The following is a 20,865-nucleotide window of genomic DNA, read 5'->3' on the forward strand; positions in this document are numbered from 1 at the left end:
GAATATTCTCAAAACGAAGCACAACGCCCGGTCAACCTTTTACGGTTTAATTCTTACAGCAATTGCCGGGCCGACCGGTCGGGATCGTTTTTCAATTCCGGAACGTCATTTAAAACCATGGTTTCTCCTTTCTCTGGAGAATAAGGTTTCCATTCCGGAAGACCACCTCCGTTGGGATTTCCGGTTTTCATAAACTGGAGCAAAGCCGAGGACATTTTATCTGCCAACTGCCGCGGACGTTTTCCACCACCGGTATGGGTCAGCATCAAATCGGTATTGGCAAACCAGAAACAAATATCCAGGCAATGAAAGGCGCGCATCCGGTTGTTAAACAGGGGCGGTTCCCAGCCAAACCAGGCTAAGTAAACCGGCGCCTTCTGGGCAGTTTTGGCATTGGCGGTTTCAATTGCCCCTTGGCGGTTGCTGCTTACCAGGGTCATAATTTCGATAGGCTTGGCATTCGGGAAAGCTTTCGCATACGCATCATAAACAGCTTGTGCTTTGTCGCCTAAGCCACCGCCAAATCCGGCACGCTCTTTCAACATTTCGATGGCTTTTTCAGCCGTGATATTTTCCATCTCGGGCAAGGTGCGGGCCATTCCCCATTCGTGGAAAGTGGTGCAAATCAGCATGGGCACATCAGCCGACAGCTCAGTTGAATCGGCATAAAACTGGCCTTTGGGAAGGTTCACCCCATCGGCCACTGGAGAAAAACCGCCACGCATGCCGGCAGTTCCCATTTCAGCCGATGCTTTTTGTGCCGCCTTATTGGCCAGCAAGATGTATTCTTTCCAGGGCATCTCCTGAAGTTTGTCCACCTCGGCAGCAGTCAGCCCTGCCTCTTTCAAAATATATTCGCCAATCTTCCTCGAATGGTCCTGGTCCATGGCTTTAGTGGTGGATCCACTCAATGGAACAGCTTTCTGAAATAGCCCTTTTGCTTTAGGCATCGCGGTCAGGATGCAGACTTTTGCGCCGCCGCCCGATTGCCCCATAATGGTTACATTGGCCGGATCACCACCAAAATTGGAGATATTGTCTTTCACCCACCGAAGGGCAGCGACCATATCGAGTGCGCCAACATTGCCGGAATGGGCATATTTTTCGCCGCCAACAGCCGACAGGTCGGAAAAGCCGATTGGCCCCAACCGGTGATTGATCGATACAAATACGACATCACCCTTTCGGCTCAGGTTTTCGCCGTCGTAGCCATCCTGCTCAATGCCATTCCCGTTGGTGTAGCCGCCGCCGTGCAACCAAACCAGCACCGGACGTTTCTTATTGTCGGGCGCGGGTGTCCAGATGTTCAACTTCAGGCAGTCTTCGCTAACATCGTCGTAGTTCCAGTGATCGACAAACGAGGAATACGCGTTTGCATAACGGTTGTCCATCATTTGAGGGGCTGTGTTTCCCCACCAAACAGCTGGCAGCACATCGTTCCACGGCTGAGGTGGCTGGGGCGGCATAAAACGGTTTTTGCCCGAGGTATCGGCCCCGTACGGGATTCCACGAAACTGGTGAATTCCACGCAAAATAAAGCCCTTCACTTTCCCGTATTGGGTCTCGGCAATAGCAATATCATCGCCGATAAACAATTGCTGATCATCGTCATCTGTTGATAAATTACTGACGGCTGAATAACCGCTAAGCGGCACCGATGCCAATCCAATCCCGGCAGCGCCAGCCCCCAGGGTTTGAAAAAAGTTACGTCTGTTAGTTTTCATATTGCATTGGTTTTGAAAGGTTAAATTCAATAAATTGATTTTATTTCAATGTCACTTCTTTTTTTAGTTTGATATCGCCGGAAGAAGCACCAACCAACAACTCGATATTACAAAAATCGTCATTCCACTTCTGACGCGTTTCATCCCAATACTGAAGATTTTTTACCGGGATTTCAAACGAAACCGTTTTGCTTTCACCTGGATTTAGTGGCACTCGCGAAAACGCTTTGAGCTCTTTGTACGGCCATTCCACTGACGGATTTATCCGATGAACATAAGCCTGAACCACTTCGTCGGCTGTAGCCGAACCTGTATTTTTCAGCTCAAAGGAAACGGTAATCACATCGTTTTTTCCGTACTTATCTTTGTCAGTTTTCAGATCGGAATATTCAAAATTTGTGTAGGTAAGCCCGTAACCAAACGGGTACATCACGGGAATGTTTTTCGTATCGAACCATCGGTAACCCACTAGCGATTCTTCGGAATAGATAGCCGTATTTGGATCATCATTTAATTTTTCATCCGGTGCATTGTCTCCAGATTTTTCCACTTTTTCGGTTTCCGAAACCAGGTCGGCAAAAATATCGGCTCCCTTTTTTCCCTGCGGATAATTACCCAAAGCATAAGCAGGTGAATCTTCCAGTTTTATGGGAAGCGTAAAAGGCAAACGCCCACTGGGTGAGATATTTCCAACCAGGACATCGGCCAGCGCATTTCCACCTTCAGTTCCGTTGAACCAGGAAATCAGCAGCGCTTTGGAAACGGGTTGCGCGACATTGAGATCGTTCGGGGCACCACTAACAAGAACGGTCACCATGTTTGGATTTACCGCGGCAATTGCCCGAATTAAATCATCCTGCCCGGAAGGCAATTGAATATCTTTCCTGTCGCTACCTTCGGTTTCCACTGCCCGGTTGTTGCCACCTATAAAAAGTACCAGATCGGCCTTCGACGCGAGTTCGACAGCCTCTTCGGTCAATTTTTTAGCTACCGCTTCTTTCTCCTGAGCTTCTTTTTCAAGTTCCTCCGGCGTCTTTTTCCTGAACATATCGGCAAAACTAAAAACAACCGGCTCGTACCCTTTTGCATAAACAATCTCTGCCCGATCGCCAATTTTGTTTCTCAAGCCTTCGAGCGGAGTGACTTCATACAACGTTTTTACGCCGGCACCCATTCCGCCAAGCCCCATGGTTTGTTCGGCATTGGCCCCAATAACGGCAATTACCTGTTTTTTGCTGAGATCTAAAGGCAGGACACCTTCATTCTTCAATAATACAATTGATTTTGAAGCTACATCATACGCAATTTGTTGTTGTGCCGGTTGTGAAGTCACTTCCTTGTTGGCTTCGTCAGCTGGAATTGGCTTAATGGCCAACCGAACGCGCAGAATTTCGCGAACACGCTGGTTGATGATCTCTTCGGAAACCAATCCGGCTTTTACTGAATCAAGCAAAGCATCACCCAGAAATTTTTTTGTTGGCATTTCAATATTCAGGCCGTTGGTTATGGCATCAACGGTGCTGTGTGTACCATTCCAGTCGGAAATGACCAAACCTGCAAAACCCCATTCGTTGCGGAGAATTTTATTGAGCAGGATGTCGTTTTCGGCACACCACCAATCGTTTACTTTATTGTAGGCAGCCATTACACCATAGGCATCTGCCTCTTCGACAGTCGCCTGAAACGGAGGAAGGTAAATTTCGCGCATGGCACGTTCGCCAACAATCACGTTTACGGTTCCGCGGTTGTTCTCTTGGTTGTTCAGGGCATAGTGTTTTAAACAAGCTGCAGCCCCGTTATCCTGAACCCCTTTGGTATAACCGACAGCTAACCTCGAACTTAAGAACGGGTCTTCGCTTAAATATTCATAGGTACGCCCCCCTGTTGGAATGCGTTGAATATTTATGGCCGGCCCAAGGATCATATCTTTCCCGCGCAACCTGGCTTCGCGGGCCATGCCGGTGCCATAAGCATAGGCCAGTTCGGGGCTCCAGGTAGCTGCCAATGCCGAACCGGTGGGGAAAAAAGTAGCTTTATCAGTTTCCCAACCCAAAGGCATCCAGCCATCGGGTTGCATTTCTTCGCGAATGCCAAAAGGGCCATCCGCATAAATTATATCGGCAATTCCCAATCGTTCCACTCCTGCCGAAACAAACATGTGTTTTGCATGGAGCATATTTATTTTTTCATCCAGGGTCATTTGGCCGATGATACCGTCAATCTGTTTGTCGTACTGAAGTAAAACAGATTTGTGTACATTTTCGGCGGTACAACCTCCCAGAAGGATTGTAAAAACAACAATTGTTACAAGTTTTGCTAGATTCATTTTTTTAGTTTAAAGTGTTCATGAAGTTATGTCAAATATCAATGATTCTCATGTGAAAAAGAGAACCATAGTTCTGTTCCTGGCAGACGATTTATTTTCGGAAACAATCGGAGACGAAGGGAATCGCGATATACAATGCCGAGTGCCAGTATTCCCAGGTGTGGCCTCCATCGCGGATGCGGATTTGCCTGGGGATTCCGGCCTGTTGCATGGCCATGATCAACTCGAGATTAGGGCGTAAAGTAAAATCGTCGTCACCGCAATCAATAAACCAGCTCACGGTTTTCATTGCCTCCACTTTCCTGGCATCCGCATGTTCAACTAGTTTTACAGCATTGTTGTCGTCCACCAGTTGATGTATTTTTTTCTGAACCGGATCGTTGTCGGTATTCAACCAAAACAGCTCTTTCTGATGGTACAAATAAGCGCTCATGGCATAAGCCGAACAAAACATTTCGGGATGATGAGACGCGTAAACGAAAGTTCCGCCGCCTCCCATTGAAAGCCCGGCAATTGCCCGGTGCTTTTTATCGGCAATCACCCGGTAATTCGATTCAATGTAGGGAATCAGTTCCTGAAAGAAGTAGTCTTCGTAACGCCACACCGGATTGTTGAAATAGTTCATGAACGTTTTTCCAGCCTCCGGGCAAACGATGATCATTTCGGTTGCCTCGTTCGATTCGGTCAGCTGATTGACAACAGCGGCCAGGCTTCCTTTTTGCGGCCAGTCGGTATGGTTGCCGCCGCCACCGTGCAACAAGTAAAGCACAGGGTATGCCTTTCCCGTATTTTCCGCATAGTTCTTGGGGAGGTAAACCGCATATTCGCGGTTTTCGTTTAAAATTTTGCTGGGCATGGTTTTGTATTCCACTTTTCCCATGGCAGGCCATTGTGCAAAAGCGGTAATCACCATGCAAATAAAAACGAATGAGCTAATTATTTTCTTCATTTTGTATGGGTTGATTTTAAGATTTCTTTCCCAAACGCCATGTATTCGCTGCGTTTCAGGTTGTCGTATTCGGGCATGTTGTAGCCTTCAATCATTTTTCGCGATTCTTCATCCATCAATCCATTTAGTTGATGTTTTCCGGATCGAAAACAATACTTGCGCTTCCCTTGGTGACAATCATCGGGTTTTGCGCACCGATCGGCACACTTACCGGGTAAGGTTTTGCCTCGGGGGCTATTCCCGTTGAAAGTTCTCCGGCAAGTATCCGCATGTCGGTGATATATGTTTTGTCAAGTGCTTTTTTAATGTACTGATAATGCCCGCAGTAGATTTTAGAGACTGTTTTGATTTTAAATTTAAAAAATATTATAGCGCAATTAACACCAAGGTGTTTATAATTAAAAAATTGGTTATCAGCTAACTATATCAGGTTAGATTTTCTTTGCACTAAAATAACGACAAATTAGTGTACGATGAAAATTTACCCAAGTGATTTAACCGATAACCAGTGGCAAGTTATAAAAGATTTGTTTGAACAAGAGCGAAAAAGAAAACATAGTTTACGATCAATTGTGAATGCAATTTTGTACATAACCAAATCCGGTTGCCAATGGCGGATGCTCCCCAACGACTTTGCGCCATGGCAGACAGTTTATTATTACTTCAGACAGTGGAAGTTAAACGGGCTTTTGGAGGAATTGCATGATTATCTTGTCGAAAAGGTCAGGGTGCAAAAAGGCAGAAACCCTGTTCCATCTGTTGGCATAATTGACAGTCAATCCGTTAAAACAGTCAATGTTTGTCAAGACGAGATTGGGTATGATGGCGGCAAAAAGATTAAGGGCAGAAAAAGGCACATTGTTGTTGATACCCTTGGCTTACTACTGGCCATTGTAGTCCATTCAGCAACGCCACATGACAGCAAGGCCGCAGAACTTGTATTTAAAATCCTTAAAAATAAATACATAAAAGGGATCGTAAAAATATTTGCCGATGGCGGTTATCGGGGGGAATTAATAGAGACAGCCAGGATAAAATTTGGTTGGGCCCTCGAAATTGTCAAAAGAAATGAAGCCCACAAATTCAAAATCCTGCCTAAAAGATGGATTGTTGAAAGAACATTTGCCTGGATTTCATTTCAACGACGGACCTCGAAAGACTATGAAAGGTTGACCGAAACAAGTGCAGCCTTTGTCCAATTATCAATGATAAGATTGATGCTTAACAAATTTTGACAATGATTTCAAAACAGTCTCTTAGTGATGCCATTTTCCATCAAAGCTTCCATTTTTCGGCACGATTCGGCATAAGTGGCCATAGATACATGCGGCTGTAACTGCATCCACACCTGTCCCGAGCCAAATGTATCGCCCGAGTAACAGATACCTGATTGCCAATCAATCAAAACGATTGAACCGGGAGTATGGCCCGGCATTAAATGGACCTCCAATACCGTTTCTCCCAAATCGATTTTCTGATTGTCAGCAACAAAATTGGTTTTTCCGTCGTACGAAACGCCCTTTCTCCCAAGTAGTAAGGTGTCGGCCGGATGATAATGAATTTCATCGAAGAACCGGATATTGCCTGCATGATCGGGATGCAGGTGGGTAACGACAACACAAACCGGCTTTGCCGTGATCAGTTTCACGATGGAATCAAGTTTCTCTGTTTTGGTTCCCGTGTCAATAAGCATGGCCCTTTGTGTTCCTTCAATCAGGTACATGGTGGTATGATCGCTGGTTTCCATCACCCACATATTTTGTTCGAGTTTGGTGATCGTGAGCTCATCGTTTCTGAAAACTTCCTGCCCCGAAGCGGAAATTCCGGTAAAACAGACCAGCAAAAGAGTGATTAAGAAGATCGGTTTCAGGTTCATGGTTCGGCGGTTTTATCGGTTAAAACAATCTGAGACGGCATAGCCGAGAGACGAAACAAACCACAGAGATTCGAGAAATCAGGAAGATGGAGAACAAAGAAGTGAAGACCTTCCCCTTCTGTTCTAATTTCCTGAAAACTCTGTGGTCTATCCAACCATTCTATTTAAAAAGCATTGGTGCAAATTGTGAAAGATACACGCGCCAGTTGGTCCAGGTATGACCACCGTCAGTTTCCACATAATTGTATTTCATGCCCATGCTATCGAGTTTAGAACGGTATTCTTCGCCCGATTTGTAGAGAAAGTCGGTTTTGCCCATGCCAATCCAATAAAGCTTATAGCCATTTGTCATTTGCATTTTCAAACTTCCGTCGATATCGTTGTACACTTCGTGCGAAACATCCTGATTGGGCAAAATAGCCGCCGAGAACAAGCCCACATAATCGAATGTGTTGGGATAATAGCGGGAGATGTGCAGCGAATGGAATCCGCCCATGGAAAGCCCGGCAATGGCCCGGTTCGTTTTGTCGGTCTTGACGCGATAGTTGCTTTCAACAAACCTCATGATGTCGGGGAACGAAGCCTCGTAGTTGCCGTCCATGGTGTTGGGTACCATAAACAGAGGTTTGTAGAATCCTCTCAAGCCTTCGCCGGGTGCCGCCGATTGCGACACATTCCCGTTGGGCAAGACAACAATCATCGGCTTTGCCTTTCCTTGCGCGATAAGGTTGTCCATAATTTGCGAAAGGCGCCCCAGGTTAATCCAGGCTTCTTCGTCGCCACCAGCTCCGTGCAACAGGTACAGCACCGGGTATTTATCCTTGCTGTTTTCATAACCCGGAGGGGTATAAATGGTGATGCGGCGTTGCTTTTTTAGGCTTGGTGAGTCGTACCACCGGCGGGTTACCGAACCGTGTGGAACATCAGTTACCGAATACAAATCGCCTTTTCCGCCGCCAACAATAAACACATTGGTCACTGATGCCACATCGCGAATCAGAAAAGGATTGTTTGGATCGGTGCCGCGAAGACCGTCAACCAGAAAAGCGTAACCATAAAGGTCCGATTCAAGCGGTTTAGTTGTGAAAGACCACACTCCCTTGTCGTCCTTTATCATTGATTCGGAGCCGGGCACCCAACCTTCTGAGGGCATCCAGTCGCCGGTAAGTTTTACTTCTTTGGCATTGGGAGCATGAAAGCGAAAGGTTACCGTTTTGTCGTCGTTTACTTCGGGCGAGGTAATTTGTGTGCCTCCCCAAAGCGCTTGTTGGGCAGATGCCGATGCGCAGAACAGAATCGCCAAAATTGTAAGTGAGAAGATTCGTTTCATTTTTTCGTTTTTAGTTAAATTAACAAGTATTTAAAGCCAGGTATTAGACTTGAACTCCTTTATTGTGTTTAATTGACACAAGTCTGTCTTTAAATTTATTTTCTATTTGCTTATTCAAACGATAAAAGTTGAATTTATAATAAAACAGGTATCACTTGAACTGACTTTCATCCAGACGGAAAAATCGGACCGCATTATTGAACAGGATGTCCCGTTTCTGATCAAACGATAAGTATTGAGCGTTTTCGATAACGCCAATTGAGGTTTCGAACAGTTTTGGCCACATCATAAAATCGGTGCCATACATGATGCGTTTTCCGAAACCGGCCTGTACAATCCGTTTAATATAAGCATGAATTTCGTCAAGCGGATAGCTCCAGATGAAGCCCGAAATATCGCAATAAACATAAGCATTGGCGCCCATCAGGGCAATCAGTTCATCAATCATCGGGTAGCCGGCGTGCATTACCCAAACCTTTAGATTGGGGTGACGGGCCAGCAAGTCTTCGAGAATAAAGGGGTTACCGAGCGATGCGCGATATTTTGGTTGGGTCAGGTTTGCCATACCGTTTCCGCCGGTACCCAAATGGATGCCAACAGGAATGCCGAACTCTTCTGCAATGCCAAAATATTCGTCCAATGACAGATCGCTTGGCGAAATGCCCTGATACTGCGGGGCACACTCGCCCATCACTTTATAAAACCCATTTGACAGCGAATCCCGAAAAGCTTCAACCGACATTTCGTTCGCATTGCTAACCCCGATTCCCGGAATGATCCGTCCTTTGGGAGCTTCCTTGTACCAGCGATGAAGGATTTCGGCATCGCTAAATGCAACGATAGTCATATTTAACCGCTCCATAGTTTCCAAAACTGCTGCCTGCATTTCCTCATCACTTTTGGACGGTTGAAGCGGGTCGGAACAGTCCAGGTTCATGAAAAACGACGCCGGTTCGTTCGGATCGCCTCCTGGCATATCGCTCAAAAACCAGGGGCACATGGGCGACGACCAGGCCGGATTTACTTTCATTGTATGCACATGGACATCAATGATCGGCAAACGTTTGGCGGGCGCTGAAGACTGGCAATAGGCATTTAGTCCGCAGGCTATGCAAAATAAAATCAGGGCGTTTTTAACTTCATTCATTTTCATATTCTTTATTTTATGGAAGGCAGTTCCGGATAGCTGTTGAGGATTTTTCTTTTCTGAAAGAACATCCGGAAAAAACTTTCGGTGATTTGGTTACCACTGTTACGTCACATTTAAACAGACGGTCTGAATCAGAACTAAAGATTCACCCTGTCGTGAAAATTAAACTTCTGCCTTCTGTCTGTTTACTGTTGACTTGATACTACCAACCGGTATTTTGTGTCAGGTTTGAGTTCACGTTCATTTCATGCTCCGGGAAAGGCAGCAGCTCATGTTTTCCTGCCTTAAAACCATAAGCCGTATTTGAGTAAGGGTAGCTCACATTATGCGTCCCATCTTCTCTCAAGCCTGTGAAAACAGGGACTTGCTTTCCCTGCTCTGCCAGGGCAGTAGCGGCATCGCCCCAGCGGACCAAATCCTGAAACCGAACCTGTTCAATGCATAATTCCAACCGTTTCTCCTTTTTAATATCATCTAGCGTAACCGCCGATAAAGCCGGCAATTGGGCGCGGTTGCGAATTTGGTTGATATAATTGAGCGCATTCTCGCCGTCGCCGGATAACAGGCATGACTCGGCAGCCAGCAGAAGTACTTCGGCATAACGCATAATCCGGTAGTTGTTATCAGTAGCCAATCCCCACGAATTGGGAATAACTTCGGATCCCAGAAAACGCCATTTCCAGTTGAAATAGCCTTCGTGGCCATAAAGACTGGTTCCTGCATTCACCGTAACCGGGGCAGCCGGAGCGCCAATTGTCATTACCTGCTGATATGTTTTTACCGTAGCGTTCAGCCGGTAACCTGCTGTTCCTTCCATTTCAACAAAAGCATTGTACAAGTTTTCCCGGGGGTTAGCAAAGCCCCAGCCTCCGGGATACAAATCATGCGCCCCAAACCAGTAACCATTCAGGTTGAGCCGGTCACTTCGCCAACCGTACATATTACCCAATATGGTTGTTCCCTGATTAAAAGCATTTTCACCATCGTTTATCGAGTTGACCTCGAAAATGTTTTCCGGTCCAAAATCTTCCACTTTGCGGAGCACATTTTCGTAATTGTCAATCAATTTGTATTTGCCGGAATTGATAACTGATTTTAAGGTGGTGGCCGCTTCGCTGTATTTCCCCTGAAAAACCTGTGCCTTGCCCAAAAATGAAAGAGCTGCCTGTTTGCTCAATCTGCCGCCGACAGATTTATCAGCTTCACTTGCTTTTTCGGGCAACGCCCCGGATGCGGCAGCTTCTGACAAGTCGGTTTCAATTTGCCCCCAAATTTCGCTTAGCGTTCCGTTTGGCTGTTGGTACTCGCTTGGCGCAAGTTGGCTGGTGACAAAAGGAACCGGGCCCCATAAAGTAACCAGATTCAAATATGCCCAGCCGCGCGCCACTTTTGCTTCGGCAATAGCCCGGCGTTTTGCCTCCGTATCATCCGTAAAATTGTTGATCACCAGGTTTGATCGATAAATCAAGGTATAAAGTCCGCTAAAATAGTCAGACATGGTCGAGTTTGAAGTCGAAAACCGGTATTCACTCAGTTGTTCCAGAGTAGAGTTATCGCCCCGGGAACCACCTCCGGAGTAGATATCGTCAGAGAGTGTATTTTTCAGAAAAAAATCGTTAAATGCCTGACTCCGCCACTGAAAGTACACAGATGCAATAGCTTCTTCCGCATCCGAGTCCGTTTTATAAAAGTTTTCTATCGAAGTGGTCCCTTGTTGTTCCACATCATCCAACAGGCTTTCACAAGCAGTAAAAATCCCCATATTGAATAAGACAGCGATCAGGTATATTAATTTTGTTCTCATAATTTTCAGTTTTTAAAAGGTTACATTAACACCAAACACGACCTTCCTGGAATTAGGATAGGAGCCTTTATCGACACCCAGCGATGAGGTTGAGCCTGCCGAGGCTTCAGGGTCAAAACCCGGATAATTAGTGAATACAAACCAATCGTCCAAAGAGGTATATACCCTCAGGCTACTCATGTACAATTTTTTACTGACGGCTTTTGGTAAGGTGTAGCCTAACTGTATTTGCTTAATCTTAAAAAATGATCCATTCATTACAGCATCACTGCTAATCCAGTATTTGTCTTCGCCGTTGGCGTTTGGCCTTGGTCTGGAGGCATCGGTATTGGATGTGGTCCATCGATCGTCGTAGAATATTTTCAGCTTATTACCACGCGGTCGGTCAATACGGGTGAGGGCATTATAAATATCGTTCCCTTCCGACCCCGTTCCGAACAAAACCAAGTCAAAACCTTTATAGCTGGCGTTAATCGTAATCCCATAGGTAAAATCAGGGATCCCGCTTCCCAACATTACTTTGTCGTCATCAGTAATACTTCCGTCGGCTGTATCCGGTTTACCGTCGCCATCGGTATCTACAGTTAGTTGATCCACGAAAACCGGATCGCCTGTAGCATCATCAATATCTGCCAGTTCGAAACCCCGCATATACCAAACCGGATAACCCTGCTCAAACACAGTAATGCCGGCTTGCGTGTGGAATGAGGCCCCGTTGATGCGTGAGATTGTGGGGTCGAGATACGTTACTTTATTTTTGAGGGTGGCCAGGTTACCCCGGATGCTGTAACTGAATTTATTGATCCGTTCGCTCCAGCCCAACTCAAACTCAAGGCCTTTGTTCGACACATTCCCTGCATTTACAGTAACCGAACTCACACCGGTTTCATAAGGCGGTGTTGTTTCCACCAGCAAGTCTTTTGTTTTTTTGTCGAAATAGTCGAACGAGAAGGTCAACCGGTCGTTGAATGCGCGCAGGTCAAACCCAAGGTCAAGTTGCTCAGATGTTTCCCATTTCAACTCCGGATTACTGAGAGTGCTGGGGAAAGAGGCAACCTGATAGGCAATGTTATCGGAATAGGGATAACTTCCATCAGAGCCGATTGATGCCCTGTACCTGAACCCGCCCAGTGGACCGATACTGCCATTCTGGCCCCAGCTTGCCCGTAACTTCATGAAATTTACCGGGGTTGATCTTGGGAAAAAGTCTTCGTTTGAAATGACATAGCCAGTTGAAACAGCCGGAAAGGTTCCCCAGCGGTTTTCGGCCGGAAGGATGGACAAATCGCTGGCATCGCGCCGCAACGAAGCCTGAATAAGATACTTATCGGCAAAATTATAACTCAAACGTCCAAAATACGAAAACTGGCGTCCTGTATCGGAATATCCACCGGCAATACTTTTGGCGGCAGTTGGCGAAAGATAATCCAGATCGCGGAACATTGGATCGTCTTTGGTAATCGCATTTCCGCTGGCTGTAACAGTAGTCGAATAGGGCTCGGAATACGATATCCCCAACATGGCAGTCAGGTGATGATCGCCGGCATCGTAGGTGTAATTGGCAAAATTCTCCCACTGATAATAGAGACTATTTGAGTTCGTACGGCCCACACCGATGTTATCATTTTTGGTGACATCATTTGCATAATAAATGTAATCGAAGTAATAGCTGCTATAGAATGAGCCTCGATAACCTAACTTAGACGTAACGGTGAAGTTTTTGAATGGCTTAAAATCAGCATAAATTGTTCCGATCACATTAGCTCCCTGATATTCAGCATCCGTGCGGTCGCGCATGAGTAACGGATGCACCTGGTCTGCCTTGTAAATTTCGGATAATCCGTAGTATCGGCCTGTTTCATCCTGCAGAAGCACTTTCCCTGAGTTTAGGTAGCCTTGCATATAATCCGGAAGATTATCTTCGGTAAAATAGGCTGGTGTAAGCGGGTCCATCGTCAATACGGCAGCCAGCAAACTACCGTATTCCGAGTTTTCGGAAACCGATTTGGTTTTCCAGCGTTCAACCACATTGGTTGTTCCCACTTTTAACCAGCTGTTGATGTTGTAGTCACCGTTGATCATGGCTGTCATGCGCGAATACACGTCCTTATCGCCACGCACAATCCCGTTTTGGTCGAGGTATGAAAGGGACAGGTTATACGAGCCGCGCTCGTTTCCTCCCTGAAAGCTCAGGTTGTGTTTTTGCATCAGCGAGTTTTCGAAAGCTACATCTGTCCAATCGGTATCTGTCGTCCCATCCCAAACCGAGTTGATTTCCCCGGGAGTAATGTGGTTGCCCTCTGTCATGTAATTGATGTACTCTTCGGCATTCATCACCTTCGGTATCCGGTTCAGCTGGTTGGTAACGTATTGAAAGTCATATGAAATTTTGCCTGCCCCTTTTTTACCTTTTTTTGTGGTAATCAGCACCACCCCGTTGCCTGCCTGTGCTCCGTATATGGCGGCCGAGGCAGCATCCTTTAATACCTCCATAGACTCAATATTATTCGGGTCAATGGAACCGATGTCTGTTGTACGCAGCCCGTCAACTACATAAAGCGGATCAGATGAGGCATTGGTACTGTATCCACGGATACGGACCGTTGCACTTTTTCCAGGCGCTCCGGAGGTCTGGATGATCTGCACACCTGCGGTTTTTCCTTGCAAAGCTTGCTCGGGCCGGGTAATGGTGCGGTTTTCCATGTCGGTGGCTTTTACCTGCGAAATAGCGCCGGTGAGATCGCTTTTTCGCTGAACACCATAGCCAATCGCCACAACCTCTTCCAACCCAATGGTTTCCTCCTCCAGTGTAAGGCTGATTTCCTGCCGTCCCATAACTTCAACTTCCTGAGATTTCATGCCGACAAAAGAGAAAACCAGCACCGCATTACCGGGAACTTTATTCAGAAGATAATACCCGTTTACATCAGTAATTGTCCCGATCGTTTCACCTTTTATTACCACTGTAACCCCCGGAAGCGGCTGCCCGATACCGTCAGTCACTTGCCCTTTAACCGCGATTTCCTGCTGCATCAAGGTTTGGCGTCTGAATTCAGCCTGTTCTTCCCTGTTCAACGGATTGATAATGATCAGATTGTTGTCGGTAATCCGATAATTGATGCCTTCATTTTTGAACAATTCGTCCAAAACGGCTTCGACCTGCTTGTTCTGAATTTGAAGATCAACTTTCCGATCCAGGTTGATGGTCTCGTTCGTATAGATAAACCGATACTCACTTTGCAATTCGATTTGGTGTAGTACATCTTTGATGGTGCTATTCTGCACGGATAACGACAATCGCGTGTTTTGAGAATAGACAGTTGCCGTAACGTGCATGGCAAGAGCAATGAGAAAAAAAACAGTAAGCTTCATCATTCGCCAATACTTGTGGGAAATAAGGTATATTCCTTTCCCGGATTCATAATTTTTTTTCATAAGTTTGTAGTGTAATTAGTTAATAAATCAAGCTAATGTGATCGCATTAGTTTGGAGAATTACAAAACGGGGAATGCGGGAACATTTCCCGTTTTTAGTACTCATAGGCGTTATTTTTTAGTGATAAAAATGTTTTTCCCTTTCATTGTGTAATGGATTTCGCTCAATGCACAAAGTGCATCAAGCACATCAGATATCGTTTCTTCGCTAAGGACGCCGCTGTAATGAATTGAACCTGCGAGTATTTGATCTTCGATTTCGATCCGAACATCATACTGGCGTTCCAGTCTTTTGCAAACTTCACCCAAAGACATATGATCCATATACAGTTTATTTTCCAACCAGCTTAGCACTTGTGCCATCGGGCCCTGAACCAGGCTAAGTGTTTTTCCATTTTTTTCGAAGTTGGCTGTTTGCCCGGACAGTAGCGTGAGCGTATGACCTCCTTCAACCTGCAATTCGACTTTGCCTTCAATCAATGCAGTTTGGATGATGGCGTCGCCGGGGTAGGCTTGCAGATTAAATTTTGTTCCCAATACTTTTAACTTCATACCATCGCCGGTGGTAATCACAAATGGATGATTGCTTTTGGCCACATCAAAAAAACCTTCTCCTGAAAATGAAACCTGTCGGTCCCGGTTCGAAGCGTTTCGTTGATAAGAAATAGAGGATCCGGCATTCAGGTGGACGGCTGTTCCGTCGGGAAGCGTGATTTCGGTTCGACTGCCGTAGGTGGTGGACGCAGCTAATGAAACCGGATTATCGGAAAAAACTGAAAAATGTAACTGCAGGCCGATGACAATCAACAAGGTGGCAGCCATGCCTGAAAGGGTATAAGCCAGACGATAAACTTGTTGCCTTTTGCGCTGTTGGCGACCGATTTTCCCATCAACTTGTTGCCATGCACGCTGCGGGTCAAATGCACGCATTTTGGACAGGCGCTTTGTATTTTGCCAAATGCGAAGCATGTCCAGAAAGATTTTTTTGTTCTCGGACGATGATTGTATCCATTTGTCTAGTTCAGGGCTGTGTTTACCCTCGGCGCCATCTGTAGAAGAGAAATGATCGATTAACTGCTCGCCCAATTTTTTTTGCTCATCCATTATTTTCGGCTTTTTACAGGTATGACACTGCACCCTGTAAAAAGTCCTATCCGAAAATCACTTTTTTTATTTCTTCGAAGAAAAAAAGTTTCCGCGAACCGGAAAGCAAAAAATATTCTGAGGAATGACAAATGACTACATGACATTTTTCTGTTGGAGGCAGGAACGCAAATATTGCATCGATTTCCAAATTTGGTTTTTAATGGTTTTTACGGATATTCCCAATCCTTCCGAAATTTCGGTATGCTTCATGCCATCAATCCGGCTCATTACAAAAACTTGTTTGCTCCTGTCGGGCAATTCATCAATACATACCTGTACCTGAGCCATAAATTCGTCAAAATCGGAAAATTCATCTTCCGTCTGGCTTGCAGCCAATACCAGTTTGTTAATTGCTTTCTGTTTATTTGTTTCAGACCGGAGATAATTCAGGGCAGCATTCCGCGATGCTTTATACAGGTAAGAGATTACCCGATCGCGGATTTCAATCCGTTTGCGTTCGGTCCACAGTTTCAGAAAAAGATCTTGAATCAGATCTTCGGCAACCGCTTCATCCTTGATGTATTCGTACACAAAAACACACAGACGGGCATAATACCGCGTAAACAGCAGATTAAAACTTAAATAATCATCTTGCTTGACACGCTGGAATAATTGATCATCTGTTTTGTCCATGCCGTGGATACAATGATTTACTGCAATGATACGCAAACCTGAAAAGAAATCAATCCAAATTCGATATTTTTTATTTTACAACAGGCATCGTGTCCTACTTACGCATCTGTTTGGGTGTTTGAAAAAAACGGGTATCATGGTGTTTCGTATTATTAAACACAAAAAGCCCAACATCCGTTGAGCTCTGTTTGAATTTCTTTCAGCAATAGAACGAAAGGCAGGTACGCTTGAATTTTGGATAAGGTTTTGCCGTCTCTCCCGTTCAGATATCATAAGACAATTAATCGCGTTTGGCAAATTTCGCCAAAAGCCTCAATATCTCAATGTATAACCAGATCAAAGTTACCATCAGGCCAAAAGCGCCGTACCACTCCATGTATTTTGGCGCACCACCGGCTGCTCCGCGTTCAATAAAGTCAAAATCAAGGATCAGGTTCAGGGAGGCGATCGCTACAACCACCAGGCTAAATCCAATGCCGATTGTTCCGCTGCCGTATAGGAAGTTTAGGTTTGCACCAAACAATCCGGCAATAAAACTGACAAAATAGATCAGCGCAATTCCTCCGGTTGCTGCCAAAATGCCCATTCTGAATTTACCGGTTGCCCGAATTTTTCCGGAGCGGTACAAGGTCAGCATGATCAGGAACACCCCAAAGGTTAATGCAACGGCGCGCATCACCAGTCCGGGATACATACTTTCAAAAAAAGCAGAGATTGCCCCGAGGAACAAGCCTTCGAATACCGCGTAAACAGGGGCTGTTATATTGGCCCGGCGCGGACTGAACACAGTGATCAGCGCGGTTATAAATCCCCCGATCCCTCCGGCCAGCAACCAGATTGACACCGCCTGGAAGGCCGACTCAGGCGTTGAGTAATCAAAAGCAGCAAAAAATTTCCGCCAGGTAAAGACGGCCGCAAATATCAGTATCAATAACATCAGGCCGGTCTTATTGACGGTTCCTTCAATCGTCATATGACCTGCCTGCGTACCGGTTTGAACACGATCGTAAACAGCATTCCCAAAAACAGGATTTGATGATTTTGTTAAATTCATTTCACTTGTGTCGTTTAAAATTCAGGGATTAAAGTAATAAAAATAATGCCAAAAAACTCTTTACCGAAAAAGCTGCCGAAATTTCATGCAAAGATATTGACACGGTAGCTTTATTTTTTATAATTTCGTCCCCCATTGGAGAGTTGCCGGAGTGGTCGATCGGGGCAGACTCGAAATCTGTTGTACCCTTCGGGGTACCGGGGGTTCGAATCCCTCACTCTCCGCATTTATAACCGGGTTCTTCGTCAAAGTTGTCCACTGATTTTTCCGTATTATTCCCAGAAGTTAAAGAAATGATGGACCGGTCCGTGTCCGTTGCCTGTTTGATAGTTTGCCCCGTGTATAATTGCCTGGCTGATGTATTCTTTGGCATGGTATACCGCATCGTTTAACGGCAGATGGTGCGCAAGAAAAGATGCCACTGCCGACGAAAAGGTGCATCCGGTTCCGTGTGTATTGCGCGTAGGTACCCGTTTAGACCGGAGTTCCAGGATGTCATCGGTTTCGGCGTTATAAAAAAGGTCAGTCAGTTCGTCGTCTTCAAGATGCCCGGCTTTGAGCAAAACAGAGACCTTCCCGCCGCATGAGAGTTTTTTAATCACCCGCGATAAATCCGACTGTCCCCGGATGCTCTCGCCCAACAGGATTTCTGCTTCGGGAATGTTCGGAGTGATCACCCTGGCGAAAGGAATCAGCTCGTTCTTCAAGGTCGAAATGGCTTCGTCCTGCAACAGTTTGTCGCCCGAGGTGGCAACCATCACCGGATCGAGGACGATATTCCGGATCGGATAATGCGATAAGGTTTCCTTTACTCCCCGGATCAGTTCCGACGAGTGTAACATGCCGATTTTAATGGCATCGGCGCCAATATCGTCGAGTACCGACTTAATTTGTCCCTGAACGAAGGGAACGGGAACCGGATGTACCCCAAATACGCCCACTGTATTTTCGTCGACGACTGCCGTAATTGCCGAGGTCCCAAAACATCCGCAAGCCGACATGGTTTTCAAATCGGCCTGAATGCCGGCTCCGCCGCTCGGGTCGCTGCCGGCTATGGTTAAAACGCGTTTGTATTGCATAATTGCTGATTTGTGTTGTGCGTTTATAAGAAATGGTTAAAACCGTTCTTCGAAAGCTGAACTTCTGTTTCATTCTGAAACCAGCGAATAACGGGAGATCCTTCATCAATGGTTCCAACCGGATAAAGGGCTTTGCCGAATTCTGTTTGAAACTTTTGCTGAAGCGCTTCTACCTGCCCGGGCGCCACCGTGAGAAGCAGTTCGTAATCCTCGCCGCCTCCGATAGCCAGGTCTGTCGCGTTCCAGCCCTGCTCGTTGCAAATCCGTGTCAGAGCACTGGAAACAGGGAGCTGGTCCAGATTAATCCGGGCCGTTTTGCCCGATGTTTTGAGGATGTGTTTCAGGTCGGAAGCGATACCGTCGGAAATATCCATCATGGCATGAACTCCCGGTAAACTGCTCAGAAATCGTCCTTCGGCTAACCGGGGTTCAGGCAGGTAATGTCTGGCAAGCAGGTATTCCCGGTCGGGAGATGATTTTAGCCGGTTCAATACAACCTGAAGCCCGCCCGCTGAATCACCCAGAAAGCCCGTCACACAAACCACATCGTCCACCTGAGCCATTGAGCGCAGCCGGGCCTTGCCTTTGGCACATTTCCCGACCACACACACATTGATGGCCAGATGGCTGACCGACCTGGTGGTGTCGCCACCCAAAAGCGGAACCTTGTATTTTCGGGAAATTTCCTGATAACCTTCCATCAGGGCATCAAGATATTCCACCTCTGTTTCCGGAGGAATTGCGATTGAAAGGAAAGTTCCCAGGGGCTCGCCGCCCATAGCTGCAATATCGCTCAGGTTTACGGCAACTGATTTGTATCCGAGTTGTTGCGGTGAAATTTCATCCCGGAGGAAGTGCACATCTTCCATGAGCAGATCGGTGGTTACCAGCAAATCTTCCGTTTCGTTCATCGGAAGGATCGCGCAATCGTCGCCAATACCTGTCATCTGCCGGGTAAGCAACTGGTCAAACGCCGGCGAAAAACGTTCGATAAAGCCAAATTCTCCTATTTCATTGAGTTTCATTACGTTCTTTTTTTCGCATTTGTAAAACATCGCAGCCAGGCTCCGGCGGCTGTTAAACCGGCCATTGCTCCATGTTCCAGGCGCTGTTCCAGAACATCCATTCCATTTTGAACGAAAGAAGAAACGCCCGCGTCATGGCTTCCCGCCCGGCGTCGGTGCAGGCAGCAGCCGTTTCGTTACAAATTTCGAGGGCTGTTTGAACCGCCCGTGCAAATTCTTCGCCTCCGTATGTGTCAATCCACGACTGGTAGGGATTTTCGTTTTGAGTTTGGCGTTCGACAATGTAATTGCCCACCTTCTGGTAAACCCAAAAACAGGGCAACACGCTGGCCAGAACTTCTTCGGTTGAGCCATTGGCCAATTGCCGATACATGTGTCCGGTGTAAAGCATACAGCTTGGCGAAGGCATAACTGCCGGGGCTTCGTCTTTCAAGAAATACTGGTGTAAGGCCTGCTCTACCGAAACCGTATCAGCCGAAAAATGAAGAAAGGCTTCTCTCCATGCTTTCCGGTCGAGTTTTGCGGCAATGCCTGCCAGTATTTTTCCGTATTCCGACAGATAAAGCGCATCCTGCTTCAGGTAAAACAGAAACTTTTCGCGCGCTAAGCTACCGGCTATCAGTTCATGCAAAAAAGGCAGGTCGAGTATTTTTTCGTAAATCGGTTCGGCGGTTTTCCAAGCCTGTTCAGTCCATTTTGTCATTTTGTGGAAATTAAAATTTCGTTTTTAAGTAGTTGTGCCGCTTTCATTGGATTTTCAGCCGATGAGATGGCCGAAACCACGGCAATCCCGCCGGCGCCACACGCGATGATTTGTCGGGCATTGCTGAGCTTAATTCCACCGATCGCGACGGTTGGATGTTTGGACAGGGAACTGACCTTCGTTACGCCTTCCGGTCCAAACGGTTCAAAGGTGTCGGTTTTGGTCGGCGTTGCAAAAACCGGTGAAATCCCGATATAATCGACGTCCATTTCATTCGATTCGATAGCCTGCTGAACGGTTTCTACAGAAAGTCCGAGGATTTTATCTTTGCCCAGGAGCTTGCGCGCCACTTTCCATGGCAAATCGCTTTGTCCGATGTGTAAACCATCGGCATTTGCAGCCAGGGCAATGTCGAGCCGGTCGTTAATGATGAGTGGGACCCGTAGTGGTGACAGCAGTTCTTTTAACCGAAGCGCCAGCTCATAAAATTCGTGCGAACTGCAATTTTTTTCGCGCAGCTGTATCATGGTAACGCCTCCTTTTACCGCCTCCTCCACGATAAATTCCAGCGGACGGCCCAGCGATAATTCGCGATCGGTGACCAGGTAAAGGCTTAAATCGAAATCCTTCAT

At 46.4% G+C, this 20,865-nt stretch carries 17 protein-coding genes and 1 tRNA gene; 2 read left to right on the plus strand and 16 right to left on the minus strand.

Features of this window, described 5'->3' with window-relative positions:
• Positions 1–53 precede the first annotated feature (53 nt).
• The 4 genes from ACOIT5_RS11595 to ACOIT5_RS11610 all read right to left on the minus strand — a co-directional run bounded on the left by ACOIT5_RS11595 (position 54) and on the right by ACOIT5_RS11610 (position 5,270).
• Positions 54–1,724: a carboxylesterase/lipase family protein gene (locus tag ACOIT5_RS11595; protein WP_423126322.1), complete on the minus strand. Its 1,671-nt coding sequence runs from the start codon at positions 1,722–1,724 to the stop codon at positions 54–56.
• Positions 1,725–1,764: 40 nt separating this feature from the next.
• Positions 1,765–4,050 (minus strand): glycoside hydrolase family 3 C-terminal domain-containing protein, encoded by a 2,286-nt coding sequence (locus ACOIT5_RS11600; protein ID WP_423126323.1) that lies wholly within the window; start codon positions 4,048–4,050, stop codon positions 1,765–1,767.
• A gap of 91 nt (positions 4,051–4,141) precedes the next feature.
• On the minus strand, positions 4,142–4,999 hold the full coding sequence (locus ACOIT5_RS11605) for an alpha/beta hydrolase (protein ID WP_423126324.1): 858 nt from the start codon (positions 4,997–4,999) through the stop codon (positions 4,142–4,144).
• Positions 5,000–5,123: 124 nt separating this feature from the next.
• Complete coding sequence (locus tag ACOIT5_RS11610; protein ID WP_423126325.1) at positions 5,124–5,270, minus strand: hypothetical protein; 147 nt, start codon at positions 5,268–5,270, stop codon at positions 5,124–5,126.
• A gap of 202 nt (positions 5,271–5,472) precedes the next feature.
• Between ACOIT5_RS11610 and ACOIT5_RS11615 the strand changes: the two genes are divergently transcribed.
• On the plus strand, positions 5,473–6,234 hold the full coding sequence (locus tag ACOIT5_RS11615; protein WP_423126326.1) for an IS5 family transposase: 762 nt from the start codon (positions 5,473–5,475) through the stop codon (positions 6,232–6,234).
• Positions 6,235–6,242: 8 nt separating this feature from the next.
• On the opposite strand, the gene ACOIT5_RS11620 is transcribed toward ACOIT5_RS11615, so the two are convergent.
• The 8 genes from ACOIT5_RS11620 to ACOIT5_RS11655 form a co-directional block, all read right to left on the minus strand.
• Positions 6,243–6,875, minus strand: coding sequence for an MBL fold metallo-hydrolase (locus tag ACOIT5_RS11620; RefSeq protein WP_423126327.1), 633 nt, complete (start codon positions 6,873–6,875; stop codon positions 6,243–6,245).
• Between the two features lie 160 nt (positions 6,876–7,035).
• Positions 7,036–8,205, minus strand: a complete 1,170-nt coding sequence (locus tag ACOIT5_RS11625; RefSeq protein WP_423126328.1) for an esterase — start codon at positions 8,203–8,205, stop codon at positions 7,036–7,038.
• Between the two features lie 151 nt (positions 8,206–8,356).
• Positions 8,357–9,358: an amidohydrolase family protein gene (locus ACOIT5_RS11630; protein ID WP_423126329.1), complete on the minus strand. Its 1,002-nt coding sequence runs from the start codon at positions 9,356–9,358 to the stop codon at positions 8,357–8,359.
• A 199-nt stretch (positions 9,359–9,557) separates the two neighbouring features.
• On the minus strand, positions 9,558–11,159 hold the full coding sequence (locus ACOIT5_RS11635) for a RagB/SusD family nutrient uptake outer membrane protein (protein ID WP_423126330.1): 1,602 nt from the start codon (positions 11,157–11,159) through the stop codon (positions 9,558–9,560).
• Positions 11,160–11,171: 12 nt separating this feature from the next.
• Complete coding sequence (locus ACOIT5_RS11640) at positions 11,172–14,594, minus strand: TonB-dependent receptor (protein ID WP_423126331.1); 3,423 nt, start codon at positions 14,592–14,594, stop codon at positions 11,172–11,174.
• 110 nt (positions 14,595–14,704) lie between these two features.
• The gene (locus ACOIT5_RS11645; protein ID WP_423126332.1) at positions 14,705–15,697 is read right to left on the minus strand and encodes a FecR family protein; all 993 of its coding nucleotides are present in this window, start codon (positions 15,695–15,697) and stop codon (positions 14,705–14,707) included.
• Between the two features lie 135 nt (positions 15,698–15,832).
• Entirely contained in the window at positions 15,833–16,372 is a 540-nt protein-coding gene (locus tag ACOIT5_RS11650; RefSeq protein WP_423126333.1) for an RNA polymerase sigma-70 factor, read from the minus strand.
• Between the two features lie 280 nt (positions 16,373–16,652).
• Positions 16,653–17,426, minus strand: a complete 774-nt coding sequence (locus tag ACOIT5_RS11655; protein WP_423126334.1) for a Bax inhibitor-1/YccA family protein — start codon at positions 17,424–17,426, stop codon at positions 16,653–16,655.
• Positions 17,427–17,563: 137 nt separating this feature from the next.
• On the opposite strand from ACOIT5_RS11655, the gene ACOIT5_RS11660 reads away from it, so the two are divergent.
• Positions 17,564–17,650: transfer RNA gene (locus ACOIT5_RS11660), tRNA-Ser, on the plus strand.
• A gap of 48 nt (positions 17,651–17,698) precedes the next feature.
• Here the strand turns inward: ACOIT5_RS11660 and thiD are convergent.
• From thiD to thiE, 4 genes are read right to left on the minus strand one after another with little or no spacing between them, the layout of a single operon-like run.
• Positions 17,699–18,505, minus strand: a complete 807-nt coding sequence (thiD, locus tag ACOIT5_RS11665; RefSeq protein WP_423126335.1) for a bifunctional hydroxymethylpyrimidine kinase/phosphomethylpyrimidine kinase — start codon at positions 18,503–18,505, stop codon at positions 17,699–17,701.
• Positions 18,506–18,528: 23 nt separating this feature from the next.
• Positions 18,529–19,530, minus strand: a complete 1,002-nt coding sequence (thiL, locus tag ACOIT5_RS11670) for a thiamine-phosphate kinase (protein ID WP_423126336.1) — start codon at positions 19,528–19,530, stop codon at positions 18,529–18,531.
• A 52-nt stretch (positions 19,531–19,582) separates the two neighbouring features.
• A complete protein-coding gene (locus ACOIT5_RS11675) occupies positions 19,583–20,233 on the minus strand; it encodes a TenA family protein (protein ID WP_423126337.1) in 651 nt (216 codons plus the stop codon).
• Positions 20,230–20,865 (minus strand): thiamine phosphate synthase, encoded by a 636-nt coding sequence (thiE, locus tag ACOIT5_RS11680; protein ID WP_423126338.1) that lies wholly within the window; start codon positions 20,863–20,865, stop codon positions 20,230–20,232. The genes ACOIT5_RS11675 and thiE overlap by 4 nt, the downstream gene beginning before the upstream one ends.

It is taken from the genome of Gaoshiqia hydrogeniformans (assembly GCF_049347105.1).
Classification (GTDB): domain Bacteria; phylum Bacteroidota; class Bacteroidia; order Bacteroidales; family Prolixibacteraceae; genus Gaoshiqia; species Gaoshiqia hydrogeniformans.

What these genes read in the sequence shown, in the direction of transcription:
- ACOIT5_RS11595 (WP_423126322.1), bottom strand. Translation starts at nt 1,724, where the DNA reads ATGAAAACTAACAGACGTAACTTTTTTCAAACCCTGGGGGCTGGCGCT.
- ACOIT5_RS11600 (WP_423126323.1), bottom strand. Translation starts at nt 4,050, where the DNA reads ATGAATCTAGCAAAACTTGTAACAATTGTTGTTTTTACAATCCTTCTG.
- ACOIT5_RS11605 (WP_423126324.1), bottom strand. Translation starts at nt 4,999, where the DNA reads ATGAAGAAAATAATTAGCTCATTCGTTTTTATTTGCATGGTGATTACC.
- ACOIT5_RS11610 (WP_423126325.1), bottom strand. Translation starts at nt 5,270, where the DNA reads ATGCGGATACTTGCCGGAGAACTTTCAACGGGAATAGCCCCCGAGGCA.
- ACOIT5_RS11615 (WP_423126326.1), top strand. Translation starts at nt 5,473, where the DNA reads ATGAAAATTTACCCAAGTGATTTAACCGATAACCAGTGGCAAGTTATA.
- ACOIT5_RS11620 (WP_423126327.1), bottom strand. Translation starts at nt 6,875, where the DNA reads ATGAACCTGAAACCGATCTTCTTAATCACTCTTTTGCTGGTCTGTTTT.
- ACOIT5_RS11625 (WP_423126328.1), bottom strand. Translation starts at nt 8,205, where the DNA reads ATGAAACGAATCTTCTCACTTACAATTTTGGCGATTCTGTTCTGCGCA.
- ACOIT5_RS11630 (WP_423126329.1), bottom strand. Translation starts at nt 9,358, where the DNA reads ATGAAAATGAATGAAGTTAAAAACGCCCTGATTTTATTTTGCATAGCC.
- ACOIT5_RS11635 (WP_423126330.1), bottom strand. Translation starts at nt 11,159, where the DNA reads ATGAGAACAAAATTAATATACCTGATCGCTGTCTTATTCAATATGGGG.
- ACOIT5_RS11640 (WP_423126331.1), bottom strand. Translation starts at nt 14,594, where the DNA reads ATGAAAAAAAATTATGAATCCGGGAAAGGAATATACCTTATTTCCCAC.
- ACOIT5_RS11645 (WP_423126332.1), bottom strand. Translation starts at nt 15,697, where the DNA reads ATGGATGAGCAAAAAAAATTGGGCGAGCAGTTAATCGATCATTTCTCT.
- ACOIT5_RS11650 (WP_423126333.1), bottom strand. Translation starts at nt 16,372, where the DNA reads ATGGACAAAACAGATGATCAATTATTCCAGCGTGTCAAGCAAGATGAT.
- ACOIT5_RS11655 (WP_423126334.1), bottom strand. Translation starts at nt 17,426, where the DNA reads ATGAATTTAACAAAATCATCAAATCCTGTTTTTGGGAATGCTGTTTAC.
- thiD (WP_423126335.1), bottom strand. Translation starts at nt 18,505, where the DNA reads ATGCAATACAAACGCGTTTTAACCATAGCCGGCAGCGACCCGAGCGGC.
- thiL (WP_423126336.1), bottom strand. Translation starts at nt 19,530, where the DNA reads ATGAAACTCAATGAAATAGGAGAATTTGGCTTTATCGAACGTTTTTCG.
- ACOIT5_RS11675 (WP_423126337.1), bottom strand. Translation starts at nt 20,233, where the DNA reads ATGACAAAATGGACTGAACAGGCTTGGAAAACCGCCGAACCGATTTAC.
- thiE (WP_423126338.1), bottom strand. Translation starts at nt 20,865, where the DNA reads ATGAAGGATTTCGATTTAAGCCTTTACCTGGTCACCGATCGCGAATTA.